The organism is Yinghuangia sp. YIM S10712, from assembly GCF_051388935.1.
Lineage (GTDB): Bacteria > Actinomycetota > Actinomycetes > Streptomycetales > Streptomycetaceae > Yinghuangia.
In genome coordinates, this window is sequence record NZ_JBPKBI010000015.1 from 3,588 (window position 1) to 25,602 (window position 22,015).

General features: G+C 68.9%; 18 protein-coding genes. 9 read left to right on the top strand and 9 right to left on the bottom strand.

Translation table 11 applies throughout. The features are described 5' to 3' along the window. Window positions 1–306: 306 nt before the first annotated feature. The 7 genes from gyrA to dnaA all read right to left on the bottom strand — a co-directional run bounded on the left by gyrA (window position 307) and on the right by dnaA (window position 12,461). On the bottom strand, window positions 307–2,853 hold the full coding sequence (gene gyrA / locus ACRX5W_RS25045; RefSeq protein WP_436790557.1) for a DNA gyrase subunit A: 2,547 nt from the start codon (window positions 2,851–2,853) through the stop codon (window positions 307–309). Between the two features lie 149 nt (window positions 2,854–3,002). After that, complete coding sequence (gyrB, locus tag ACRX5W_RS25050; RefSeq protein WP_436790680.1) at window positions 3,003–5,024, bottom strand: DNA topoisomerase (ATP-hydrolyzing) subunit B; 2,022 nt, start codon at window positions 5,022–5,024, stop codon at window positions 3,003–3,005. A 456-nt stretch (window positions 5,025–5,480) separates the two neighbouring features. Beyond that, window positions 5,481–6,065, bottom strand: coding sequence for a DUF721 domain-containing protein (locus tag ACRX5W_RS25055; protein ID WP_436790558.1), 585 nt, complete (start codon window positions 6,063–6,065; stop codon window positions 5,481–5,483). Then, window positions 6,062–7,195: a DNA replication/repair protein RecF gene (recF, locus tag ACRX5W_RS25060; protein ID WP_436790559.1), complete on the bottom strand. Its 1,134-nt coding sequence runs from the start codon at window positions 7,193–7,195 to the stop codon at window positions 6,062–6,064. The genes ACRX5W_RS25055 and recF overlap by 4 nt, the downstream gene beginning before the upstream one ends. 89 nt (window positions 7,196–7,284) lie before the next feature. Then, window positions 7,285–8,163: a phosphogluconate dehydrogenase (NAD(+)-dependent, decarboxylating) gene (gnd, locus tag ACRX5W_RS25065; protein WP_436790560.1), complete on the bottom strand. Its 879-nt coding sequence runs from the start codon at window positions 8,161–8,163 to the stop codon at window positions 7,285–7,287. Window positions 8,164–8,367: 204 nt separating this feature from the next. Beyond that, window positions 8,368–9,498, bottom strand: a complete 1,131-nt coding sequence (dnaN, locus tag ACRX5W_RS25070) for a DNA polymerase III subunit beta (protein ID WP_436790561.1) — start codon at window positions 9,496–9,498, stop codon at window positions 8,368–8,370. 863 nt (window positions 9,499–10,361) lie between these two features. Next, window positions 10,362–12,461, bottom strand: a complete 2,100-nt coding sequence (dnaA, locus tag ACRX5W_RS25075) for a chromosomal replication initiator protein DnaA (protein WP_436790562.1) — start codon at window positions 12,459–12,461, stop codon at window positions 10,362–10,364. A 439-nt stretch (window positions 12,462–12,900) separates the two neighbouring features. On the opposite strand from dnaA, the gene rpmH reads away from it, so the two are divergent. The 8 genes from rpmH to ACRX5W_RS25115 all read left to right on the top strand — a co-directional run bounded on the left by rpmH (window position 12,901) and on the right by ACRX5W_RS25115 (window position 19,017). After that, a complete protein-coding gene (gene rpmH, locus ACRX5W_RS25080) occupies window positions 12,901–13,038 on the top strand; it encodes a 50S ribosomal protein L34 (RefSeq protein WP_010849920.1) in 138 nt (45 codons plus the stop codon). Window positions 13,039–13,067: 29 nt separating this feature from the next. Further along, complete coding sequence (gene rnpA / locus ACRX5W_RS25085; protein WP_436790563.1) at window positions 13,068–13,508, top strand: ribonuclease P protein component; 441 nt, start codon at window positions 13,068–13,070, stop codon at window positions 13,506–13,508. Continuing rightward, window positions 13,505–13,846, top strand: a complete 342-nt coding sequence (yidD, locus tag ACRX5W_RS25090; protein WP_436790564.1) for a membrane protein insertion efficiency factor YidD — start codon at window positions 13,505–13,507, stop codon at window positions 13,844–13,846. Before rnpA ends, yidD begins: the two co-directional genes overlap by 4 nt. Window positions 13,847–13,848: 2 nt before the next feature. Next, window positions 13,849–15,057, top strand: a complete 1,209-nt coding sequence (gene yidC / locus ACRX5W_RS25095; protein ID WP_436790565.1) for a membrane protein insertase YidC — start codon at window positions 13,849–13,851, stop codon at window positions 15,055–15,057. Between the two features lie 154 nt (window positions 15,058–15,211). After that, the gene (locus ACRX5W_RS25100) at window positions 15,212–15,763 is read left to right on the top strand and encodes a protein jag (RefSeq protein WP_436790566.1); all 552 of its coding nucleotides are present in this window, start codon (window positions 15,212–15,214) and stop codon (window positions 15,761–15,763) included. Between the two features lie 68 nt (window positions 15,764–15,831). Further along, on the top strand, window positions 15,832–16,581 hold the full coding sequence (gene rsmG / locus ACRX5W_RS25105) for a 16S rRNA (guanine(527)-N(7))-methyltransferase RsmG (RefSeq protein ID WP_436790567.1): 750 nt from the start codon (window positions 15,832–15,834) through the stop codon (window positions 16,579–16,581). 313 nt (window positions 16,582–16,894) lie between these two features. After that, a complete protein-coding gene (locus ACRX5W_RS25110; RefSeq protein ID WP_436790681.1) occupies window positions 16,895–17,911 on the top strand; it encodes a ParA family protein in 1,017 nt (338 codons plus the stop codon). Further along, window positions 17,908–19,017, top strand: coding sequence for a ParB/RepB/Spo0J family partition protein (locus ACRX5W_RS25115; RefSeq protein WP_436790568.1), 1,110 nt, complete (start codon window positions 17,908–17,910; stop codon window positions 19,015–19,017). The genes ACRX5W_RS25110 and ACRX5W_RS25115 overlap by 4 nt, the downstream gene beginning before the upstream one ends. Window positions 19,018–19,152: 135 nt before the next feature. On the opposite strand, the gene ACRX5W_RS25120 is transcribed toward ACRX5W_RS25115, so the two are convergent. Both ACRX5W_RS25120 and ACRX5W_RS25125 read right to left on the bottom strand, forming a co-directional pair. Continuing rightward, window positions 19,153–20,106 carry a D-alanine--D-alanine ligase family protein gene (locus ACRX5W_RS25120; RefSeq protein WP_436790569.1) on the bottom strand — a complete coding sequence of 318 codons (954 nt, stop codon included), beginning with the start codon at window positions 20,104–20,106 and terminating at the stop codon, window positions 19,153–19,155. Between the two features lie 79 nt (window positions 20,107–20,185). Then, the gene (locus ACRX5W_RS25125; RefSeq protein WP_436790570.1) at window positions 20,186–21,508 is read right to left on the bottom strand and encodes a PLP-dependent aminotransferase family protein; all 1,323 of its coding nucleotides are present in this window, start codon (window positions 21,506–21,508) and stop codon (window positions 20,186–20,188) included. Between the two features lie 159 nt (window positions 21,509–21,667). Between ACRX5W_RS25125 and ACRX5W_RS25130 the strand changes: the two genes are divergently transcribed. Further along, window positions 21,668–21,907 (top strand): hypothetical protein, encoded by a 240-nt coding sequence (locus ACRX5W_RS25130; protein ID WP_436790571.1) that lies wholly within the window; start codon window positions 21,668–21,670, stop codon window positions 21,905–21,907. Window positions 21,908–22,015 lie beyond the last annotated feature (108 nt).

The window sequence follows — 22,015 nt, forward strand, 5'->3', positions numbered from 1 at the left end:
GCGCGTCCGCGCGTACCACCCGATCCCCGCGCCGCGCTGCGTGCGCCTGCCGGGGCGGCCCCGGCAGGCGCGGCCGTGGGCCCGGGCGGCGGGGCGGGCGGCGGCGGGGGAGGGGCAACCGGACGCGGCGGTACCGCACCCGGGTTCACCGAGCCTGGGACGGGCTCGGTTTGACCGCTTGGCCGGCCCCGATCGGTGTGGCGGCTTCGTCCGCCCGCCGACGTCCGGTCTGTACTCACGCCAGCTCCTCGCTATGCGCGGCGTCGCGTTCGCGAAATACGCAGCCCGGTTCCGTGGCTGGCTCGCTCACACGTCACCCTCCTGCCCGGCGGGCGCGTCCGCGCCCTCGGTCTCCGGGTCGCCTTCCAGATCGCCCTCGGGCTCCGGCTCGGCGTTCCGTGCGATGCCCACGACCGCATCGCCCTTACCCAGGTTGATCAGTTGCACGCCCATCGTGTCACGCCCGGTGTCGCGAACCTCGGAAACACGGGTGCGGATCACACCGCCGCCGAGAGTGATCGCGAGGATTTCGTCGGTTACGTCCACCACGAGGGCACCGACCAGCGATCCGCGGTCCTCGACGATCTTCGCTGCTTTGATGCCGAGGCCTCCGCGGCCCTGCACACGGTACTCGTCGACGCTGGTCCGTTTGGCGTATCCGCCGTCCGTGGCGGTGAAGACGAACGTGCCCTCGCGTACCACGCTCATCGACAGCAGCTCGTCGCCCTCGCGGAAGCTCATGCCCTTCACACCGGACGTCGCCCGGCCCATCGGCCGCAGGGCGTCGTCGGTCGCGGTGAAGCGGATCGACTGCGCCTTGCGGCTCACCAGCAGCAGGTCGTCCTCGGCGGACACCAGCTCGGCGGCGATGAGTTCGTCGTCGATGCCCTCCTCGTCGGCGCGCAGGTTGATCGCGATGACGCCGGCGCTGCGGTTGGTGTCGTACTCCTTGAGCACGGTCTTCTTGACCAGGCCGGCCTTCGTGGCGAGCACGAGGTACGGCGCCACCTCGTAGTCGCGCACTGCGAGCACCTGCGCGATCTTCTCGTCCGGCAGGAACGCGAGCAGGTTGGCGACGTGCTGACCGCGGGCGTCGCGGCCGGTGTCGGGCAGCTCGTAGGCCTTCGCGCGGTAGACGCGGCCCTTGTTGGTGAAGAACAGGATCCAGTGGTGCGTCGTGGTCACGAAGAAGTGGTCGACGATGTCGTCCTGCTTCAGTTGCGCGCCTCGCACCCCCTTGCCGCCGCGCTTCTGCGAGCGGTAGAGGTCGGTGCGGGTGCGCTTGACGTAGCCGCCGCGGGTGATGGTGACGACGATGTCCTCTTCGGCGATGAGGTCCTCGATGGACATGTCGCCGTCGAAGGGCACCAGGTGGCTGCGCCGGTCGTCGCCGTACTTGTCGACGATCTGGGCCAGTTCCTCGCTGACGATCTGCCGCTGCCGCTCGGGCGACGCGAGGATCGCGTGGTACTCGGCGATCTTCGCCATCAGTTCGTCGTACTCGGCGGTGATCTTCTGCCGCTCCAGGGCCGCGAGGCGGCGAAGCTGCATTTCGAGGATCGCGTTGGCCTGGATCTCGTCGATCTCCAGGAGGCCCATCAGGCCGTTCCGGGCGACCTCGACCGTCGCGGACGCCCGGATCAGCGCGATGACCTCGTCGATCGCGTCGAGCGCCTTGAGCAGCGCGACGAGGATGTGCGCGCGCTCCTGGGCCTTGCGCAGCCGGAAGCGCGTGCGCCGGACGATGACCTCGATCTGGTGCTCGACCCAGTAGCGGACGAACGCGTCGAGCGAGAGCGTGCGCGGGACGCCGTCGACCAGCGCGAGCATGTTCGCGCCGAAGGTGTCCTGAAGCTGCGTGTGCTTGTACAGGTTGTTGAGCACGACCTTGGCGACCGCGTCGCGCTTGAGCACGATGACCAGGCGCTGGCCGGTGCGCGAACTGGTCTCGTCGCGCACGTCGGCGATGCCCTGGATGCGGCCGTCCTTGACCAGCTCGGCGATCTTGAGGGCGAGGTTGTCGGGGTTGACCTGGTACGGGAGTTCCGTCACGACCAGGCACTGCCGGTTGTTGATCTCCTCGACCTCGACGACCGCGCGCATGGTGATCGAGCCGCGCCCGGTCCGGTACGCGTCCTCGATGCCGCGGCGGCCGACGATCAGTGCGCCGGTCGGGAAGTCCGGGCCCTTGATCCGCTCGATGAGGGCTTCGAGGAGCTCTTCGTGCGACGCCTCGTAGTTGTCCAGGTACCACTGGACGCCCGAGGCGACCTCGCGCAGGTTGTGCGGGGGGATGTTGGTCGCCATGCCGACCGCGATGCCCGCCGACCCGTTGACGAGGAGGTTCGGGAACCGGGACGGCAGGATCTCCGGCTCCTGCTGGCGCCCGTCGTAGTTGGGGCCGAAATCGACGGTTTCCTCGTCGATGTCCCGCATCATCTCCATGGCCAGCGGAGCCATGCGGCACTCGGTGTAGCGCATCGCCGCCGCGGGGTCGTTGCCCGGCGAGCCGAAGTTGCCGTTGCCGTCGACCAGCGGCATGCGCATCGACCACGGCTGCGCGAGCCGGACCACGGTGTCGTAGATCGACGTGTCACCGTGCGGGTGGTACGAGCCCATCACGTCACCGACGACGCGGGCGCACTTGTAGTAGCCCCGCTCGGGCCGGTAGCCGCCGTCGTACATCGCGTACAGCACACGGCGGTGGACCGGCTTGAGGCCGTCCCGAACCTCGGGGAGCGCACGTCCGACGATCACGCTCATCGCGTAGTCGAGGTACGAGCGCTGCATCTCGGTTTCGAGCTCGACCTCCTCGATGCGGTCGGTCGTGGGAGGGGGGGTCGCGTCGACCATCGCTGGTCCGGTTCCTTTCGCACTGCGGCGTACCGCGTTCGGGTGTCAAGTTGGGGTACGCCGCGTGACCTGTCGAGGCGTCAGACGGATGGAGGGGTGGGCCGGTTGCACGCCCGCGCAAATTGCGGGCCGGACGCCCTGAAAACCCGTCAGATGTCCAGGAAACGCACGTCCTTGGCGTTGCGCTGGATGAACGAGCGGCGGGCTTCGACGTCCTCGCCCATGAGGATCGAGAACAGGTCGTCGGCCCGTGCGGCGTCTTCGAGGGTGACTTGGAGCAGCACGCGGTGCTCGGAGTCCATCGTGGTGACCCGGAGCTCCTCGGCGTTCATCTCGCCCAGACCCTTGAAGCGCTGGATCGCGTCGTCCTTGGGCAGCTTGCGGCCGGCCTCGCGGCCCATCTGGAGGAGGGCGTCGCGCTCGCGGTCGGAATACGCGTACTGGACGTCGTCCTTGCCCCACTTGATCTTGTAGAGGGGGGGCTGGGCGAGGTAGACGTGCCCCGCCTCGACCAGCGGGCGCATGAAGCGGAAGAGGAGCGTGAGCAGCAGCGTGCGAATGTGCTGGCCGTCGACATCGGCGTCGGCCATCAGCACGATCTTGTGGTAGCGCAGCTTCTCGATGTCGAAGTCGTCGTGGATGCCGGTGCCGAACGCCGAGATCAGCGCCTGCACTTCGGTGTTCTGCAGGACGCGGTCGATCCGGGCCTTCTCGACGTTCAGGATCTTGCCTCGGATCGGCAGGATCGCCTGGTACATCGGGTTGCGCCCGGACTTGGCCGAACCGCCGGCCGAGTCGCCCTCGACGATGAAGATCTCGCACTTCGTCGGGTCGTTGCTCTGGCAGTCGGACAGCTTGCCCGGCAGCGAGGCGGTCTCCAGAAGGCCCTTGCGCCGCGTCAGATCGCGTACCTTGCGGGCCGCGACGCGGGCGGTGGCAGCCTGGATCGCCTTGCGGACGATGTCGGCGGCCTCGTTGGGGTTGCGGTCGAACCAGTCCGCGAGGTGTTCGTTGGTGACCTTCTGCACGAAGGTCTTGGCCTCGGTGTTGCCGAGCTTGTCCTTGGTCTGACCCTCGAACTGCGGATCGGCCAGCTTGACCGAGATGATCGCGGTCAGCCCCTCGCGGATGTCCTCACCCGTGAGGTTGTCGTCCTTGTCCTTCAGCAGCTTCTTGTCGCGCGCGTACCGGTTGACCAGGGAGGTCAGCGCGGCCCGGAAGCCCTCTTCGTGGGTGCCGCCGCCGTGCGTGTGGATCGTGTTGGCGAAGCTGTAGACACCCTCGGTGTACTGCGAGTTCCACTGCATCGCGATCTCGGCGGAGATCTTGCGGCTCGGGTCCTCGGTCTCGAAGTCGATCACCGACTTGTGGATCGGCTCGCCCTTGCGCGAGTTCAGGTACGTCACGAAGTCGGAGATGCCGCCTTCGTAGTGGTACGTGATCGACCGCTCGGTCTCCTCGGGGTCGAGGTGGTCCGGACGCCGGTCTGTCAGGACAATGGTCAGGCCCTTGTTGAGGAACGCCATCTCCTGGAAGCGCCGCGACAGGGTCTCGAACGAGTAGACCGTCGACTCGAAGATCTCCGCGTCGGCCCAGAACGTGACGCGCGTGCCCGTTTCGGCCGTCTCCTCGTGACGGGCCAGCGGCTCCAACGGGACGCCGTTCTTGTACTCCTGCGTCCAGCGGTGGCCGTCCGTCTTGATCTCCACCGCCAGGCGCGTGGAGAGCGCGTTGACGACCGAGACGCCCACGCCGTGCAGACCACCGGACACGGCGTAGCCGCCGCCGCCGAACTTGCCGCCCGCGTGCAGCACGGTCAGCACCACCTCGACGGCCGGCCGCTTCTCGACGGGGTGCATGCCGACCGGGATGCCGCGGCCGAAGTCGAGCACGCTCACCCCGCCGTCCGGCAGCAGCGTGATCTCGATGCGGTCGTTGTGGCCGGCCAGGGCCTCGTCCACCGCGTTGTCCACAACCTCGTACACGAGGTGGTGGAGGCCACGCTCTCCGGTCGAGCCGATGTACATGCCCGGACGCTTGCGCACCGCCTCCAAGCCCTCAAGGACCTGGATGGAGCTGGCGTCGTACGTTGCGCTGTTCGGTGCGGGCGCCGCCCCGTTGCCGGAAGGCACGGCCACGTGATTCTCCTTGGGGTTGCCGGGGTCGGCCACGAGCGCCCTTTCTGGCACAGCACGGCTCCGTGCCCTGGGAGCACGGTCGGAGGGACCGCGAGGCCCGGCACTGGGCCGGGCCGTGGTCACCCCGGGCACGGAGCCGCGGAAGTCGACACTGGAATCCGCCGAAGCGGTGTTGCTCCAATAGTCTACCGGTCCCGGAGACACAAAGACCGGTTACCAAGGGGCCTGAGTTCGCTTGTGGCGGACTGAAAGACCTTTCCGCAAGTCCCCCCATGGGCGCGGGGGTCTCTCGGGGCTCTCATGGCCGCTGGCGCGCCTCGGGGTGCCGCGACCATGACAGCCTGTCAGGCGGGTGCGACAGTCGGCTCCCACGCGTCCGGCGCCGAGGCCCCTCCTCGTCCCTGTCAAGGGGGCCGCCGACGCGCTGTGGCCGTCCACAGACCTGTGCACGGCCCTGACCGAAGGGCCGGTACGCGGGCGCCGGCGCACTCACGGCCCGGCGCTCCACCGGCCCCGGCGGCTCGCGCCCGCCGGACCGCGCACCTCGATGAACGTCACGGTGCCGTCGCCCAGTTCCTGGTTGATGCGGGCGAGGAGCCGCGGGGCCAGCCACCGCACGTGCGTCGCATAGTTGTCCGAGTCGGTGCGGACGACCAGGCGTCCGTCCTCGAAACGCTCGGGCACGCAGTGCGCCGCGATCCCCGGGCCCACGATCTCGGTCCAGCGGCCGATCACACCGTGCACCGCGGCCGGGGTCTGCCAGCCGCGCTCGGCGATCATCCGGCCCATGACCCGGCGCAGCGGCTGGGGATCGCGATCGTCGGGGCCCGAGCCGCTGCGCCGCAGACCTCGGCGGCCGTCGCGGCGCTCCTTTTGCTTCTCGTAGCGGTTGCGGGCCTGCGCGCGCGCCTGAAGGAGCGCGGCACGGGCCAGGTCGACACCCTTCCTGCCGTCGGCACCCGGGATTTCGCCGGTCGGCAACTCGGCGGCGGCGGAGGCCGTCTGCGGCTGTCCCTGCCGGCGCGGAACCCGGGCGCCGGGGACGTCGGGAGCCGTCGGAGGCTCGGGTGTCATGGCGTCCTCCGGACCTCGCCGGCGGCGACGGTGTAACGGGCGCCTTCGAGGGCGCCCGGCACGTCCTCGGGGACGGCGGCGGTGACGAGCACCTGCTCGCCGGGCGCGACGAGTTCGGCCAGGCGTTCGCGGCGGTGGGTGTCGAGCTCGGCGAAGACGTCGTCGAGGATCAGCACCGGCTCACCGCCGTCGGCACGCAGCAGGTCGTACGAAGCCAGCCGCAACGCGAGCGCGTACGACCACGATTCGCCGTGGCTGGCATAGCCCTTCGCGGGCAGCGGGCCGAGTTTGAGCACGAGGTCGTCGCGGTGCGGCCCGACCAACGTCACGCCGCGCTCGATCTCCTGGGGGCGCTGCCGGGCGATTGCGGCCATGAGCATGTCGTGAATCGCGCGGCGGTCCGCGGTCAGCGGTTCCTCCTCGGCAGCCGAACTGCGGTACCCGAGATGTGTGGGCCCGCCGCCCGACGACAGCGCGTCGTACGCCTTGTCCACCAACGGCTGGAGAGCTGTGGACAGTTCGATCCGAGCACCGGTCAACTCGGCGCCAGCCACCGCCAGATGCGAATCCCACACGTCCAACGTGCTCAAGGACGCGCCGCGCCCGCCCCCGCGGCGTGCCATCGCGGCGGTGCGCAGCAACGCGTTGCGCTGCTTGAGGACGCGCTCGTAGTCCTGCCGCACGCCCAGCATGCGCGGTGCGCGGGCGGTCAACAGCTCGTCGAGGAAACGCCGGCGCTCGCCCGGGTCGCCCTTGACGAGCGTCAGGTCCTCAGGAGCGAAGAGCACGGTGCGCAGCAACCCGAGGAGTTCGCGCGGCCGGGGCACCGGAGAGCGGTTGATGCGCGCCCGGTTGGCCTTCCCCGGGTTGATCTCCAACTCGACGAGCGTGGTGCGGCCGTCACGCACGATGCCGGCGCGCACATAAGCCCGTTCGGCACCGAGCCGGACCAGGGGAGCGTCGTTGGCGACCCGGTGGCTGCCCAGCGTGGCGAGATAGCCGATGGCCTCGACCAGGTTCGTCTTGCCTTGCCCGTTCGGCCCCACGAAAGCGGTGACGCCCGGGTCGAGCGGGACCTCGGCCCGGGCGTACGACCGGAAGTCGGCGAGTGACAGGTGCGCGACATGCATGGACGACGATGCGGCGCGCGGTGCGCCGGCCTCCCCTCGCTAGGAATTCCCTGGACCGCCCGAACCACTCGTGGGCGACGGCTTCCTGCCTACTTCTCGGCTTCCACCGCGTGGCCGCCGAACTGGTTGCGCAGCGCCGCGATCATCTTCATCGACGGCGAGTCGTCCTGGCGGGATGCGAACCGGGCGAACAGCGAGGCGGTGATCGCGGGCAGCGGCACCGCCAGGTCGATCGCGGCTTCCACAGTCCACCGGCCCTCGCCGGAGTCCTGTGCATAACCCCGCAGCTTCGTGAGGTGTTCGTCGTCGTCGAGTGCGCGGACCGCGAGGTCGAGCAGCCACGAACGAATGACGGTGCCTTCCTGCCAGCTCCTGAAGACCTCGCGTACGTCGGTGACCTCGCCCGACGCCTCCAGCAACTCCCAGCCCTCGGCGAAGGCCTGCATCATTGCGTACTCGATGCCGTTGTGGACCATCTTGGCGAAGTGGCCGGCACCGATCTTGCCGGCGTGCACGAAGCCGAAATCGCCCTCGGGCTTGAGCGCGTCGAAGATCGGCTGGACCTTCGCGACGTCTTCGGCGGCACCACCGCACATCAGGGCGTAGCCGTTCTCCAGACCCCAGACGCCGCCGCTGACGCCGCAGTCGACGAAGCCGATGCCCTTGTCGCCGAGGGTCTTGCCGTGCTCGATGTCGTCTGTCCAACGCGAGTTGCCGCCGTCGACGACGACGTCGCCGGGGGACAGCAGTTCGGCGAGTTCGGCGAGGGTCGACGCGGTGGGCTCCCCCGCCGGGACCATGACCCACACGACGCGCGGGGTGGCGAGACTGTCCACAAGCGCTTTGAGGCTGTCCACATCGGCGACGTCGGGGTTGCGGTCGTACCCGACGACGGTATGGCCGGCGCGGCGGATCCGCTCGCGCATGTTGCCGCCCATCTTGCCGAGACCGACGAGTCCGAGCTCCATGTCCTGCTTCCTCACGTTCGCTGCCCTGATGCCGACGGGTTACGGCATTGCCTGTTGGTGCCCCTTGTGGGTGCGTTCAGACGCCGGTGCGCCGGCGTCGTGCCCGGGGGCCGCGCGGTTCGGAAGCATGCCGCACACGCCGCCGGGCCCGCGACGTGGGTGCCGCGGGCGCGGGTGGGGCCGATCCGCACCATGCCCGGCGACTCAGCCGGAGAGTCGGACCGGCATGATCAAGTAGCGGTATTCGTCGGTGGCTTCGGCGTCCATGTCGGGCTTGCCGGTCATCACCGCAGGCTTGGTGGAGGTGGTGAACGAGAGCTGCGCGACGGGCGAATCGATCGCGCTCAGGCCGTCGAGGAGGAAGGCGGGGTTGAACGCGATCGAGATGTCGTCGCCGGTCAGCGACGCGTCGAGCGCCTCCGAGGCCTGCGCCTCGTCACCGGAACCGGCCTCCAACACCAGGCGCCCGTCGCTGAAGGTCAGCCGGACCGGGGTGTTGCGCTCCGCGACGAGCGAGACGCGCTTGACCGCGTCGACGAACGGCGCGGTGCCGATGGTCGCGACGGTCGCCGACTCTCCGGGGAACAACGCGCGGTACTTGGGGAATTCGCCTTCCAGCAGGCGCGTGGTCGTGCGGCGGCCGGACCCCTCGAAACCGATCATGCCCTCGCCGAGCTTTTCGCCGGCCAACGCGATTTGGACGCTGTCACCGCTGGTGAGCGCTTTCGCTGTGTCGTTGAGCGTCTTGGCCGGCACCAGTGCGATCGACGACAGGCCGGGCTGCTCCGGCTTCCACAGGAACTCGCGCACCGCGAGCCGGTAGCGGTCGGTCGCGGCGAGGGTGACGGTGTCGTCCTCGATCTCGACGCGCACGCCGGTGAGCATCGGCAGGGTGTCGTCGCGTCCTGCGGCGATGGCCACCTGGGCGACCGCGGCGGCGAACACGTCGCCGGCCACCGAGCCGGCCGCGGTGGGCATGTCGGGGAGCGACGGGTAGTCCTCCACAGGCAGGGTGGGGAGAGTGAACCGCGCGCTGCCGCACAGCACCGCGACCTTTGCACCGTCTGTGGACACCTCGACGGGACGGTTCGGCAGGCTGCGGCAGATGTCGGCGAGAAGGCGGCCGGACACCAGGATGCGGCCCGCGTCCTCGATGTCGGCCTCGATGCCCACGCGGGCGGAGACCTCGTAGTCGAAGCTCGACAGGGTCAGAGTCCCGTCGTTCGCTTCGAGAAGGAGCCCGGCCAGGACGGGAACGGCGGGCCTGGCCGGGAGGCTCCGGGCGGTCCACGCCACCGCGTCCGCCAGAACGTCACGCTCGACCCGGAACTTCACCGGTCACCGCCTCCTGCTGCTGCCGCTGCCTGATGTCTGGCACTGGATGTGTGCCCACAGTCTGACGCACCGGGCCGACAGCCCGCTCGCACCCCTTGAGGCGGCGCGGTCCACAGATCGGCGCCCACCCCACCTTTAACCGAGGAATCCCAGGGTTATCTAGGTAGTCGTAGTAGTAGGGGGTGTGGATACCGTGGATAACCGTTATATGCGCAGGTCAGGCCACGTTTTTTATCCACCTGAGGGGTGTGGGTAACCGGTGGACAACTCCCCTGTCGCTGTGGACGACGGAATCCGTTCCACAGGCCGTCCCCAGGCTTACCCCCACTTGTCCCCATGCAATCCCCAACTTGGGGGCTGGTTGTCCCCAGCGTTTTCCCACCCCGCGAAGACCGCCAATCACTGAATCGGGTGACGGCGGTCGTTCTGTGGACAGACTGGTGGACAACCTGGGGAAAACCGCGCCGATGCAGTGGACAACCGGTGGACAACTCCCGTGCGACCGAACGGAACACGACGGGGTCAAGGGTTGTCCACAGATTGTGGACAGTGCTTGTGCACAGATCCCCAACCGGATGACCTGCGGGTTCTCGTTCGGCGTACCCAGCCCCTGTGGGTAAGTGCGGTGGTACGCAGTGTTCCTCACGGTGTGGACGCCGATTTCCGGCGCAGGCGGTGGAAAAGCCCGGGAGCTGCGGCATGATGAGATGAAGGTCACATAGCAACCGACCAGATGTTCGCATGGCGTCGGGGCTCTTGGCGTTGCGGAAACGCGGCCGCAAAGACGCGAGCGCTGTCCCCAGCCTGGGGACAGCGCTCGGCGAATTCGGTCGGGGGCAAGTCCCCGGGAAGCGACGGGTCGCTCAGCTCTTGATGCGGTTGGTCAGCTCGGTGACCTGGTTGTAGATCGACCGGCGCTCGGCCATCAGCGAGCGGATCTTGCGGTCGGCGTGCATGACCGTGGTGTGGTCCCTGCCGCCGAACTGCGCACCGATCTTGGGAAGTGACAGGTCGGTCAGTTCGCGGCACAGATACATCGCGATCTGACGCGCGGTCACGAGCACGCGGCTGCGCGAAGTACCGCACAGATCCTCGACGCTGAGACCGAAGTACGACGCGGTGTGCGCCATGATCGTGCCGGCGGTGATCTCCGGGCCCGCGCTGTCGGGGATGAGGTCCTTCAGCACGATCTCGGTGAGCTGGAGATCGACCGGCTGCCGGTTCAGGCTCGCGAAGGCCGTGACCCGGATCAGGGCCCCCTCCAGCTCGCGGATGTTCCGCGAGATCTTGCTCGCGATGTACTCAAGGACGTCCGGCGGTGCGTTCAGACCCTCCTGGATCGCCTTCTTGCGCAGGATCGCGATCCGGGTCTCCAACTCGGGCGGCTGGACGTCGGTGATCAGGCCCCACTCGAACCGGTTGCGCAATCGGTCCTCCAACGTGACCAGTTGCTTGGGCGGGCGGTCCGACGAGATGACGATCTGCTTGTTCGCGTTGTGCAGGGTGTTGAAGGTGTGGAAGAACTCCTCCTGCGTCTGCTCCTTCGTCTCCAGGAACTGGATGTCGTCGACCAGGAGCACGTCCACATCGCGGTACCGCCGGCGGAAGCCGTCGGCCTTGCCGTCGCGGATCGAGTTGATGAACTCGTTGGTGAACTCCTCGGAGCTCACGTACCGCACGCGGGTGCCGGGATACAGGCTGCGCGCGTAGTGGCCGATGGCATGGAGCAGGTGTGTCTTGCCGAGACCGGACTCGCCGTAGATGAAGAGAGGGTTGTAGGCCTTGGCCGGTGCCTCGGCGACCGCGACGGCGGCGGCGTGCGCGAAGCGGTTGCTGGAGCCGATGACGAATGTCTCGAAAAGGTACTTGGGGTTGAGGCGGGCGGCCGGCTCGTTCTCCTTCCCGGACGGCACCTGCTCCCGGCCGGTGCCGGCGGCTTCCCGCCCCGTTCCCGGCCGAGGTCCCGCACCTGGGCCCGGCCCGGGCCCAGGGCTCGGCCCGGGGCGCGCCTGCGGAGGGACCGACCTGTCGCCGCCGCCCGGCGCCGGACCGTCCACAAAGCTGTGGACGGGCGACGCGGAGAAGCCGCCTTCACCGAATCCGTTGCGCGGGGCGATCAGGTCGTCGCGCCCGGAGAAGAGCGTGCCTTCCTCCGCCGCGATCGACATGCCCGGTGCGTGGTCGTCGTCGGTGGCCCCGCCCGGCAACTCCGGGCTGGAGGACTTCTGCGCGGGCAGCGCACCGGACGGATGGTCGGACTCGTGGCTGCCGGGAGCGCGGTGGTCGTCCTGGGGGCGGTAGTCGTCCGTGGGAAACGGGCTCGGACGGTACGAGCCGTCGCTGCCGTAGCGGTGCTCCGACGCGTACGGGTCCTGGGGATACCGGCCCGGTCCGGGATAGCGGTCCGCTCCGTAGCCCTGGCCCTGGTCGTAGCGGTCGCGTTGCTCCTGGTGGTAGCGCGGACCGGAGAAGCGGTCGTGGCCGTAGTCCTGGGCGTAGGGGTCCACCGCGTACGGCTCGGGGCGGTAGGGCGGCTGGCCGTACGGCTCGTGGGGGTACGGCTGTTCCTGGGAATAGCGCTCTTCCGGTGGGTAGCGCTCGTGCGGGAACGGCTGCGGTGGCGGCTGGCCGTATTGCCCTTGGCCCTGACCTTGTCCTGGGCCTGGCCCGCCCTGCCCCTGTGACTGGTCGCCCCCCGCTCCCGGCTCGACGGTGACCGCGAAGGTGATCGCGCGTCCGAATCCCTGGCTGAGCGTTTCTGTCACCAGGAGCCGCAGCCGTCCGTCCAAGACCTGCTTGGCGAATTCGTTCGGCGCCGCGAGCAGGACCGTGTCCGAGATCAGCGCCAGCGGCTGCGTGCGCTGCAGCCAGCCCTTGTCCTTCGCCTCGACGCTTTCGTCCGTGGCGAGGCGTTCCAGAAACCGTGCCCAGACCGCGGCGAGGTCACTGGTGATGTCAGCCACGGTTGCACGCTCTTTCTTGCGTTGGATCGGGGCGTGGAGGCGATCGGGCGATGCGGCGATCGGAAGACGGCGTCACCGCGGTGGGGGCGGCAGGCAGTTGGTGGGCGTCGGTCGGCGAGCAGAACCCACCACGGTAGTCGTCGTCCCGGCCCCCGCTCAACTCGTTGTCCACAGGCTGTGAATAGCTTGTCTTCGCAGCTCGAAAGGCGTGTGGTCAGGGCCCTCGCGGCGGGGGACGGCAGATCTCGGACACCCTGCTCGCGAGGGGTGTGCGTACCTCATTTGACCGCAGTGGGCATTGGTACGTACCGTGAGCCGGTCTAATTGTCGACGACCGCTGCCGCATGTCCGTAAACGAACCAGCAGACTGCATGTTGCGGACGTACGGTGATGGCCGGCGGCCTTCCGCCAGCCTCCGAGTCAATCCTGGAGCCCCCGAGTGAGCAAGCGCACCTTCCAGCCGAACAACCGTCGCCGGGCGAAGACGCACGGGTTCCGGCTGCGCATGCGGACGCGCGCCGGCCGCGCCATCCTTGCTGCCCGCCGCCGCAAGGGCCGCGCCGAGCTGTCCGCCTGATATCCGGTGCGGAGAGGGGTCGGTCCACCGTGCTCCCTCCCGCCAACCGGCTGAGGCGTCGCGACGAGTTCGCGGTCGCGGTTCGGCGGGGACGCCGCGCCGGCCGGCCGCTGCTCGTGGTCCACATCGCCCACAGCGCCACGGACCCGCACCCGTCCGCAGGGGAGCCCCTGCCGCCGCGTGCGGGTTTCGTCGTGAGCAAGGCCGTCGGCCCGGCGGTGACGCGCAACCGGGTCAAGCGCCGCTTGCGGCATCTGGTGCGGGACCGCATCGCCATGCTGCCGGAAGGTAGCCTGGTCGTGGTACGCGCCCTGCCGCCCGCAGCCGAGGCGGATCACGCCGAACTGGCTTCCGACCTCGATGCGGCACTGGGGCGGCTTCTCGGTCGTTCCAGGGAGACACGCGCGGCATCCAAGCCGTCGGGTGATACCGCGGCCCGGACCGGGGCCCAGCCAAAGGCGAGGCCATGAAGTACCTGCTCATGGGGCTCATCAGGCTCTACCAGTGGACGATCAGTCCGATGCTGGGGCCGGTGTGCCGGTTCTACCCGAGCTGTTCGCGCTACGGGTACGAGGCGATCTCGACCCATGGCGCGATCAAGGGCACCTACCTGACCGTGTGGCGCATTCTGCGCTGCAACCCCTGGAACGCAGGCGGCGTCGACCCCGTGCCGCCGCGTACCCGCCGCCCATGGCGTCTCCGGTCCTCCGGGACAGCCCCCGAGGCGCAGAAGACCTCCCGTACCGCATGCACCTCTGACCACGCCGACCACGTGCACGGTACGCACACCATCGCCCGAGGAGCTTGACCGTGGGGCTACTTAATCCCCTGTACGACGCCGTTTCCTGGATCATCCTCCAGTTCCATTCACTGTTCAGCCCGCTTTTCGGCGAGGGCAGCGGGTGGTCCTGGGGTCTTTCCATCGTCTGCCTCGTGATCGTGATCCGGATCTGTCTGATCCCGCTGTTCGTGAAGCAGATCCGGGCCACCCGGAACATGCAGATCCTGCAGCCCAAGATCAAGGAGATCCAGAAGCGCTACAAGGACGACCGTGAGCGCCAGTCCCAGGAGATGATGAAGCTCTACAAGGAAACGGGTACCAACCCGCTTTCGAGCTGTCTCCCGATCCTTGTGCAGATGCCGTTCTTCTTCGCGCTGTTCCATGTGCTGAACCGCGTGTCGCAGGGACGCACGGTGGGTGTGCTCAACCAGAGCGACGTCGACAGCGCCAGGGAGGCGCACGTCTTCGGCGCCCCGATCGCGTCGAAGTTCCTGGACTCGGCCTCCGAGGTCGCGAAGCTCGGTGCGGACCTCACCACCGTCCGCATCGTCACCGTCGTGATGATCCTGCTGATGTCGGCGTCGCAGTTCATCACGCAGCGCCAGTTGATGGTGAAGAACACGGATCCCACTGCGATGGCCGCGAACCCGTTCGCGCAGCAGCAGAAGATCCTGATGTACGTCTTCCCGATCATGTTCGCCGTCTTCGGCATCAACTTCCCCGTCGGTGTCCTCCTGTACTGGCTGACCACGAACATGTGGACCATGGGCCAGCAGATGTACGTCATCCAGCGCAACCCCACTCCCGGCAGCATCGCCTTCAAGGCGCGTCAGGAGCGCCTGGCCGAGAAGGCCAGGAAGAAGGGCAAGGTCCTCACGCCGGAGGGCGACGTCGTCGACGCTGCCGAGTACGAGCGGAAGCAGGCGGAGGAGAAGGAGCGCGCCGCCAAGCGCACGCAGCCCACGCGTACCACCAAGGCCAAGCGCAAGGGCGGCGGTGGCGCACAGGGATCGCCCGCGCAGCGGCCCACGGTCAAGGGCTCCACGGCCAGGACGCCACCGTCGGGCAACAACGGCACGCCGTCCGGCAACAACGGCACGCCGTCCGGCAGCCGCGACGCGGCTGCCTCAAGCGGTGGCGGCAGTACCGCGAACGGTCAGAGCCGCCCGGCCCGCAAGCAGACGCAGCCCCGCAAGCAGACGCAGAGCCGCAAGAACCAGGGGCGCAAGAAGTCCTGACCGGTCGGCCGCTTTGCCGCCCCAGGGCTCGTCCCGGCCCGTCCGAACGGCCTTCCGCCCCCGGAAGACCTCGAAGCGTCATGAAGCGATACGAAGCGTCACGATCACTGTCAAGCGTCATGACGCGTCAAACGAAGCGTTAAGGAGCACTCCTGTGACGGAAGGCAAGACCCCCGCCGTCGAAACCCCCGCGACGCCGCGGCGCATCACGCTGGCCGCGGAGGACATCAGCCGACTTGAGCAGGAGGGCGAGATCGCGGCGGACTACCTTGAGGCCCTGCTCGACATCGCCGACCTCGACGGCGACATTGACATGGATGTGGAGGGCGGACGCGCCTCGGTGTCGGTGATCGCCGGTGAGGAGGCCGATGCGGCAGCCGGTGACCTCACCAGGCTCGTGGGCCGCGACGGGGAGGTTCTGGAGGCGCTTCAGGAGCTGACCCGCCTCGCGGTCCATCGGGAGACCGGCGAGCGCAGCCGTCTGATGCTCGACATCGGAGGCTTCCGGGCCAAGCGACGCCAGGACCTCGCACGACTGGCCACCGACACCGTCGAGCAGGTCAAGGAGACGGGCGAGCCGGTCAAGATGAAGCCGATGACGCCGTTCGAGCGCAAGGTCGTCCACGACACCGTCGCCGAGGCCGGCCTGCGCAGTGAGTCGGAGGGCGAAGAGCCCCAGCGCTGCGTCGTCGTGCTGCCGGCCTGACCCGGCCCATCGAATCCTTCGCCGTCGGCCCCGCCTGGAAAGGCGGGGCCTCGGCCGTTCCTGGGAAGATGTTTCACGTGGAACACAAGAGCGGGCGCGAAGCCGTCGACAAGGCCCCCGAAGCCCCGGAGGCCGCAGGCAGGCTGTTCGGCGAGAACCTGGACCTTGCGGTGCGGTACGCCGACATCCTTGCCGACGCCGGGGTACGCCGCGGCCTGATCGGCCCTCGCGAGGTCGAGCGGTTGTGGGAACGCCACTTGCTCAACTGCGGGGTGATCGCCGAGCTGGTGCCGGAAGGTGCCGTGGTGCACGACGTCGGCTCAGGTGGCGGGCTGCCCGGCATCCCGCTGGCTTTGGTGCGCCCCGATCTGCGGATCACGCTTGTTGAGCCTCTGCTGCGCCGTACGACGTTCCTCGACGAAGTCGTCCGCGAGCTCGGACTGGACCAGGTTGAAGTGCTCCGCGGGCGTGCAGAGGAGGTGCGCGGCAGTGTGGAGTCCGACGTCGTCACGGCCCGTGCGGTCGCCCCGTTGTCCCGGCTCGCGGGCTGGGGTCTGCCGTTGCTGCGCTCGGGCGGCGAAATGCTCGCCCTCAAAGGCGACTCGGCCGCCGGGGAGCTCCGCGAATCCGAAGGGGATCTGCGCAAGCTCGGTGCGGTGGACTGGGAGGTCGTCCAGGTCGGCGAAGGCATCGTCGACCCGCTGACCACCGTTGTGCGGGTGCGTATGGGCGAGGTCGTTCCTCCTCGCGTGCGCGGTGGCGGACGCAGGCCCGCCCGGAAGGGACGCGGCGGCGGTATATCCCGCAGAAAAGCCTGATTCGCCAAGAGCAGAGTGATTTGCCACAGGGGCCCGGTGTGTCGCGGAGAGCCACGCGATGACGCCGGGCATCGTGTTTCACGTGAAACGACTGCCGTGGAAGCGCAAGCGGGCCGCTCAGCTCGGCGTCCCGAAGTCTTCGAAGGTCCAGCAGGTTCCCACCTCCCGCCCGGAGACCGCCCCGAGCATGGCACCCTCTGAGGGTGCCGACGGAGCGCGTGGCTCCGCCGGGGTCCTGGCAGCAGAGGAGAGTGGACCGTTGTCGTCCGACGTCACCGCCCCGGGACAGGGCGGGTCGGCAGGCGAAACCGCCTTGCCGACTCAGCCGCACGGGGGATTCCACGAGGCGCCCGCTGAGCCCGTTCCCGGCCCGCGGGGTCCCGGAACCGACACCGCCGGCGTAGGCGCCGTTTCACGTGAAACACCGGACACGCCGGAAGCCGAAGTGGCGTTGGTGGACGATACGCCGATTGCTCGTGCGGCCCGCCAAGCCGTGGAGACGATGGGTCGGGCAGCCGAGGGCCTGCCCCGACCCGCCGAGACCCGCGTCATGGTCGTCGCGAACCAGAAGGGCGGCGTCGGCAAGACGACGTCCACGGTCAATCTCGCCGCGGCACTTGCCCTGCACGGCGCCCGGGTCCTCGTGGTCGACCTCGACCCGCAGGGCAACGCGTCCACGGCGCTGGGGATAGACCACCACGCGAGTGTCCCCTCGATCTACGACGTGCTGGTCGAGGGCAAGGACCTCGCCGAGGTCGTGCAGCCGGTCGTCGAGGTCGAAGGGCTGTTCTGTGCTCCGGCGACCATCGATCTGGCAGGCGCCGAGATCGAGTTGGTCTCCCTGGTGGCTCGCGAAAGCCGGTTGCAGCGGGCCATTGCAGCGTATGAACAGCCGCTGGATTACATCGTCATCGACTGTCCGCCGTCGCTGGGCCTGTTGACCGTGAACGCCCTCGTCGCCGGGCGCGAGGTCGTCATCCCGATCCAGTGCGAGTACTACGCGCTGGAAGGGCTGGGCCAGTTGCTGCGCAACGTCGACCTCGTACGCGGCCACCTGAACCCGCAACTCCACGTCTCCACCATCCTGTTGACGATGTACGACGCGCGCACCCGGCTTGCCGCGCAGGTCGCGCAAGAAGTACGTGACCACTTCGCCGCCGAGGTGCTGAACACCGCGATCCCGCGATCCGTGCGGATCTCCGAAGCGCCCAGCTACGGGCAGACGGTGATGACCTACGATCCGGGATCCAGCGGCGCCTTGTCGTATCTTGAGGCGGCGCGCGAGATCGCGCTCCGGGGGATCGCCGCAGAAACGAAGGGGGCGCAGTGAACGAGCGTCGCAGGGGGCTGGGCCGAGGACTCTCCTCGCTGATTCCACCGGCGGAACCGGCGGCGGCAGCAGCCGCGCTGTCGGCAACGGTTCCCGAGCCGAAGTCGTCGACGACGTCGACGTCATGGCCCGTGGTGATCCCGGATCCATCGGCCTCGGACGACGCCGCGGCGGAGTCGGCGGCGGACTCCCCCGCCGCACCGGAAGGCGCCTTCTTCGCCGAGCTGCCCGTCGACGCGATCGCCCCCAACCCGCAGCAACCTCGCGGGGTCTTCTCCGAGGATGCGATGGCGGAACTCGTCCACTCCATCAAGGAAGTGGGTCTGCTCCAGCCGATCGTCGTCCGGCAGACGGGCCCGGACGCGTACGAGCTCATCATGGGCGAGCGCCGACTGCGTGCCGCCAAGGAGGCCGGGCTCAGCGAGATCCCGGCGATCGTGCGGGCCACCGAGGACAACAAGCTGCTCCTCGACGCGCTGCTGGAAAACCTCCACCGGTCGGACCTCGACGCGATCGAAGAGGCGGCGGCCTACGACCAGTTGCTCCGCGACTTCAAGTGCACCCAGGAGCAACTGGCCGACCGGATCGGCCGTTCCCGGCCGCAGGTGAGCAACACGCTGCGCTTGCTGAAGCTGCCGCCCGAGGTACAGGCCAAGATCCAGGCGGGCACGCTGTCGGCGGGTCACGCGCGGGCCTTGCTCGGCCTCAAGGACGCCGATGCGCAGATCGAGCTCGCGAAGCGCATCATCGCCGAAGAACTGTCGGTGCGTTCGGTCGAGGAGATCGTCTTCCTCCGCAAGGCCGACGAGGAGCGCAACGGTCCTGCGAAGCGCAAGCCCCAGCGCAGTGGACTGCGCGCCGGCAAACGCGTCTCCCCCGCACTCAGCGACCTGGCGAGCCGGCTCAAGGACCGCTTCGAGACGAGCGTCAGTGTCGACCTGGGGCAGAAGAAGGGCAAGATCGTCGTCGAGTTCGCCTCGATCGAGGACCTGGAACGCATCCTCGGAGTGATGGCCCCCGGCGAGGGAAAGATCCTCGCCGGCCAGCTCACACCCAAGACTCCTGCGCCGCAGGCTGCCGCGGAGGAACCGAGCGCGGCGCACTGAGCGGACGGATTCGCGTACGAACGATCGAGGGCCCGCGGACGACATCCACGGGCCCTCGATCGTTCGTACGGCGCTTGTGCGGAGCTAGTGCGGGGCGGGCGTGCGCAGTGCCGGTCCGGGCGCCCGCCCGATGTTTCACGTGGAACGTGACAGGGCCTGGTGCAGCAACTCGCGGTACAGGACGCCCGCGTCGAGCCCGGCCGCAGCGATCGCCTGCGGAAGCAGGCTCGTCTCCGTCATGCCGGGAGCGACGTTGGCCTCCAGGAACCACGGCGTGCCGTCAGCGTCGACGATGAGGTCGGTCCGGGAAACGTCACGCAGCCGCAGGACCCGATGGGCCGTCAGAGCCGCCTGGACGGCTTTCTCGGCGGCGTCCGGGGCGAGCCGGGAGGGGACGAAGAACTCCGTCGTTCCGGCCGTGTAGCGGGCCGTGTAGTCGTATACGCCGGAGTCCGGCACGATCTCGACGATCGGCAGCGCCTCGGGACCGGATCCGGTGTCGATCACCGACACCGCGACCTCGGTGCCCTCCAGGTAGGTCTCGACCAGTGCGACGTCGCCGTAGGCGAACGCCCCGACCATCGACGAGGAGAGCTCGTCGACTGTGCGGGCGACCGAGGCGCCGAGCGCCGAACCGCCCCGGGTGGGCTTCACGAACAGCGGAAGGCCGAGCCGCGCGACGATCGCATCGAGGACGGCGGCTGCCCCCAGATCCCGGAACGTGTCCTGCGGTAGCGCCACCGAGTCCGGCGTACGCACACCGGCAGCCCGCAGCGCCGCCTTCGCCATCGGCTTGTCGAAGGCGAGCCGACACGCGTCCGGTCCCGAACCCACGTAGGGAACCCCGACGAGGTCGAGAACGTCGCGGACCGCGCCGTCCTCGCCGTAGGCGCCGTGCAGCGCGGGGAAGACCACGTCCGGCCGATCGGCCGCCAGGTTCGCGAGTAGGCGCCCGTCGACGTCCAGCACCTCGACGTCCACGTCGGTCGCCCGTAGCGCGTCCGCGATGCGGCGGCCGGAGCGCAGCGAGACGTCGCGCTCGTGCGAGAGCCCGCCGGCGAGTACGACGACGCGGCCGAGGTCGCTCATCCGTGGTCCTTTCGGAAGGGGGTTCGGAGGCATGTGTGTTCCACGTGAAACATCGCGGACGGACAGGGCAACGGCGGTGTCAGGCGAGGTCCGGTCCAGGGGCCTGGGTGGTGGGTGACGCGGAGCCCGGGAGCGGACGACCCGCGGGGGCGCCGAACATCGTCCGCAGCTCCAGCTCCTGGGCGATCACCGACGCGAGCCGGCGCACCCCTTCGCGGATCCGATCGGGCGGCGGGTAGCAGAACGACAGGCGCATCGACGATGCCCCGAACCCGTCGGCGTAGAACGCCGTGCCCGGAACATACGCGACGCGCGCGGTGACGGCTCGCGGCAGCATCGCCTTGGCGTCGAGGCCGCCGGGCAGCGTCACCCAGACGAAGAAGCCGCCGGCGGGACGCGTCCAAGTGGTCCCGTCCGGCATGTGGGTTTGCAGGGCGTCGAGCATCGCGTCGCGCCGCTCGCGGTACATCTCGCGGTAGGTCTTGATCTGCGCCTTCCACGGCTGGGTCTCCAGATATGCCGAGACGGTCATCTGCGAGAAGACCGGCGGGCTGAGCACCGACGCCTCGGCCGCCAGCACGAGCTTCTCGCGGACCGCATGCGGCGCCACCGCCCAGCCGACGCGCAGGCCCGGGGCGAATGTCTTGGAGAACGAGCCGAGGTAGATGACCCCGTCGGCATCGTCCGCCCGCAGCGCCCGCATCGGCTCGCCGTCGAACCCGAGCAGGCCGTACGGATTGTCCTCCACGATCAGGAGGTCGTGGCGCCGGCAGATCTCCAGGATCCGAGCGCGTCGCTCGGACGCGAGGCAGACGCCCATGGGGTTGTGGAAGTTGGGGATCGTGTACAGGAACTTGGCTCGCTTGCCCGATTCCCGGACCGCGGTGATCGCGTTGTCGAGGTGTTCGGGGATGAGGCCGTCGTCGTCCATCCCGACGTGCACGACGTTCGCCTGGTAGGCGGCGAAGGTCGAGAGGGCGCCGACGTAGCTGGGCGCCTCGGCGAGGATGACGTCGCCCGGATCGATGAACACGCGGGTCACCAGATCGAGCGCCTGCTGCGAGCCGACCGTCACGGTGATGTCGTCGGGGTGCGCCTCGATGCCTTCGAGCCGCATCACCTCGCAGATCTGGCTGCGCAGTGTCTCGTCGCCCTGACCAGAGCCGTACTGCAATGCGACGGTGCCGCGCTCGGCGACCAGGCGGGCGACCGTGTCGCCGACGGCGTCCAGCGGCAGCGCGCTGATGTTCGGCATGCCACCCGCGAGTGAGACGACCTCGGGCCGTGATGCCACCGCGAACAGAGCTCGGACCTCGGAAGCCGTCATGCCGGCGGTGCGTGCGGCGTAGCGGTCGACGTAATTGTCGAGACGGGATCCGGGGGAGCTCTGCGGGACGTTCACGTACCGGCCTCCTTGAGGCGATGCGGGGCTTTGCTTCATCGAGTATGCGAAATCGACAGGCGGGCTGCCGTGTGATTGCGGCCATAGGGGTGGCAACCGTCTGAGCCGTGCAACAGCATTCGTGCTCCGCGCGACGTGGCGACTACCATGCGTTCTGGCATGACCACCCATTCTGGAGGCCCGATGCGCTCGGTGCGATGGGTTATGACCGGCCTCGGCGTCGGCGTTGTCGGCGGTTTCGTGGGCGGGTTGGTGACCGCTCCTCGTCCGGAGACGCGCTATCAGCACACGTGGTTGCCGGACGGCCCTGCGATTCCGCTGCGGGACCTGCACGCTGCGGCAGGCGTCACCCGCTCCGAGCGGGAACCTGTGGCGGTTGCTGAGGCAGGGGTCGACTGACAAGGCCCCGTTGCCTCGTCTCGTGGAGGCGTTTTTCGCACGACAGATGTTTCACGTGAAACAGGGGACGGGGGGGGGGGGGGGGGGGGGGGGGGGGGGGGGGGGGGG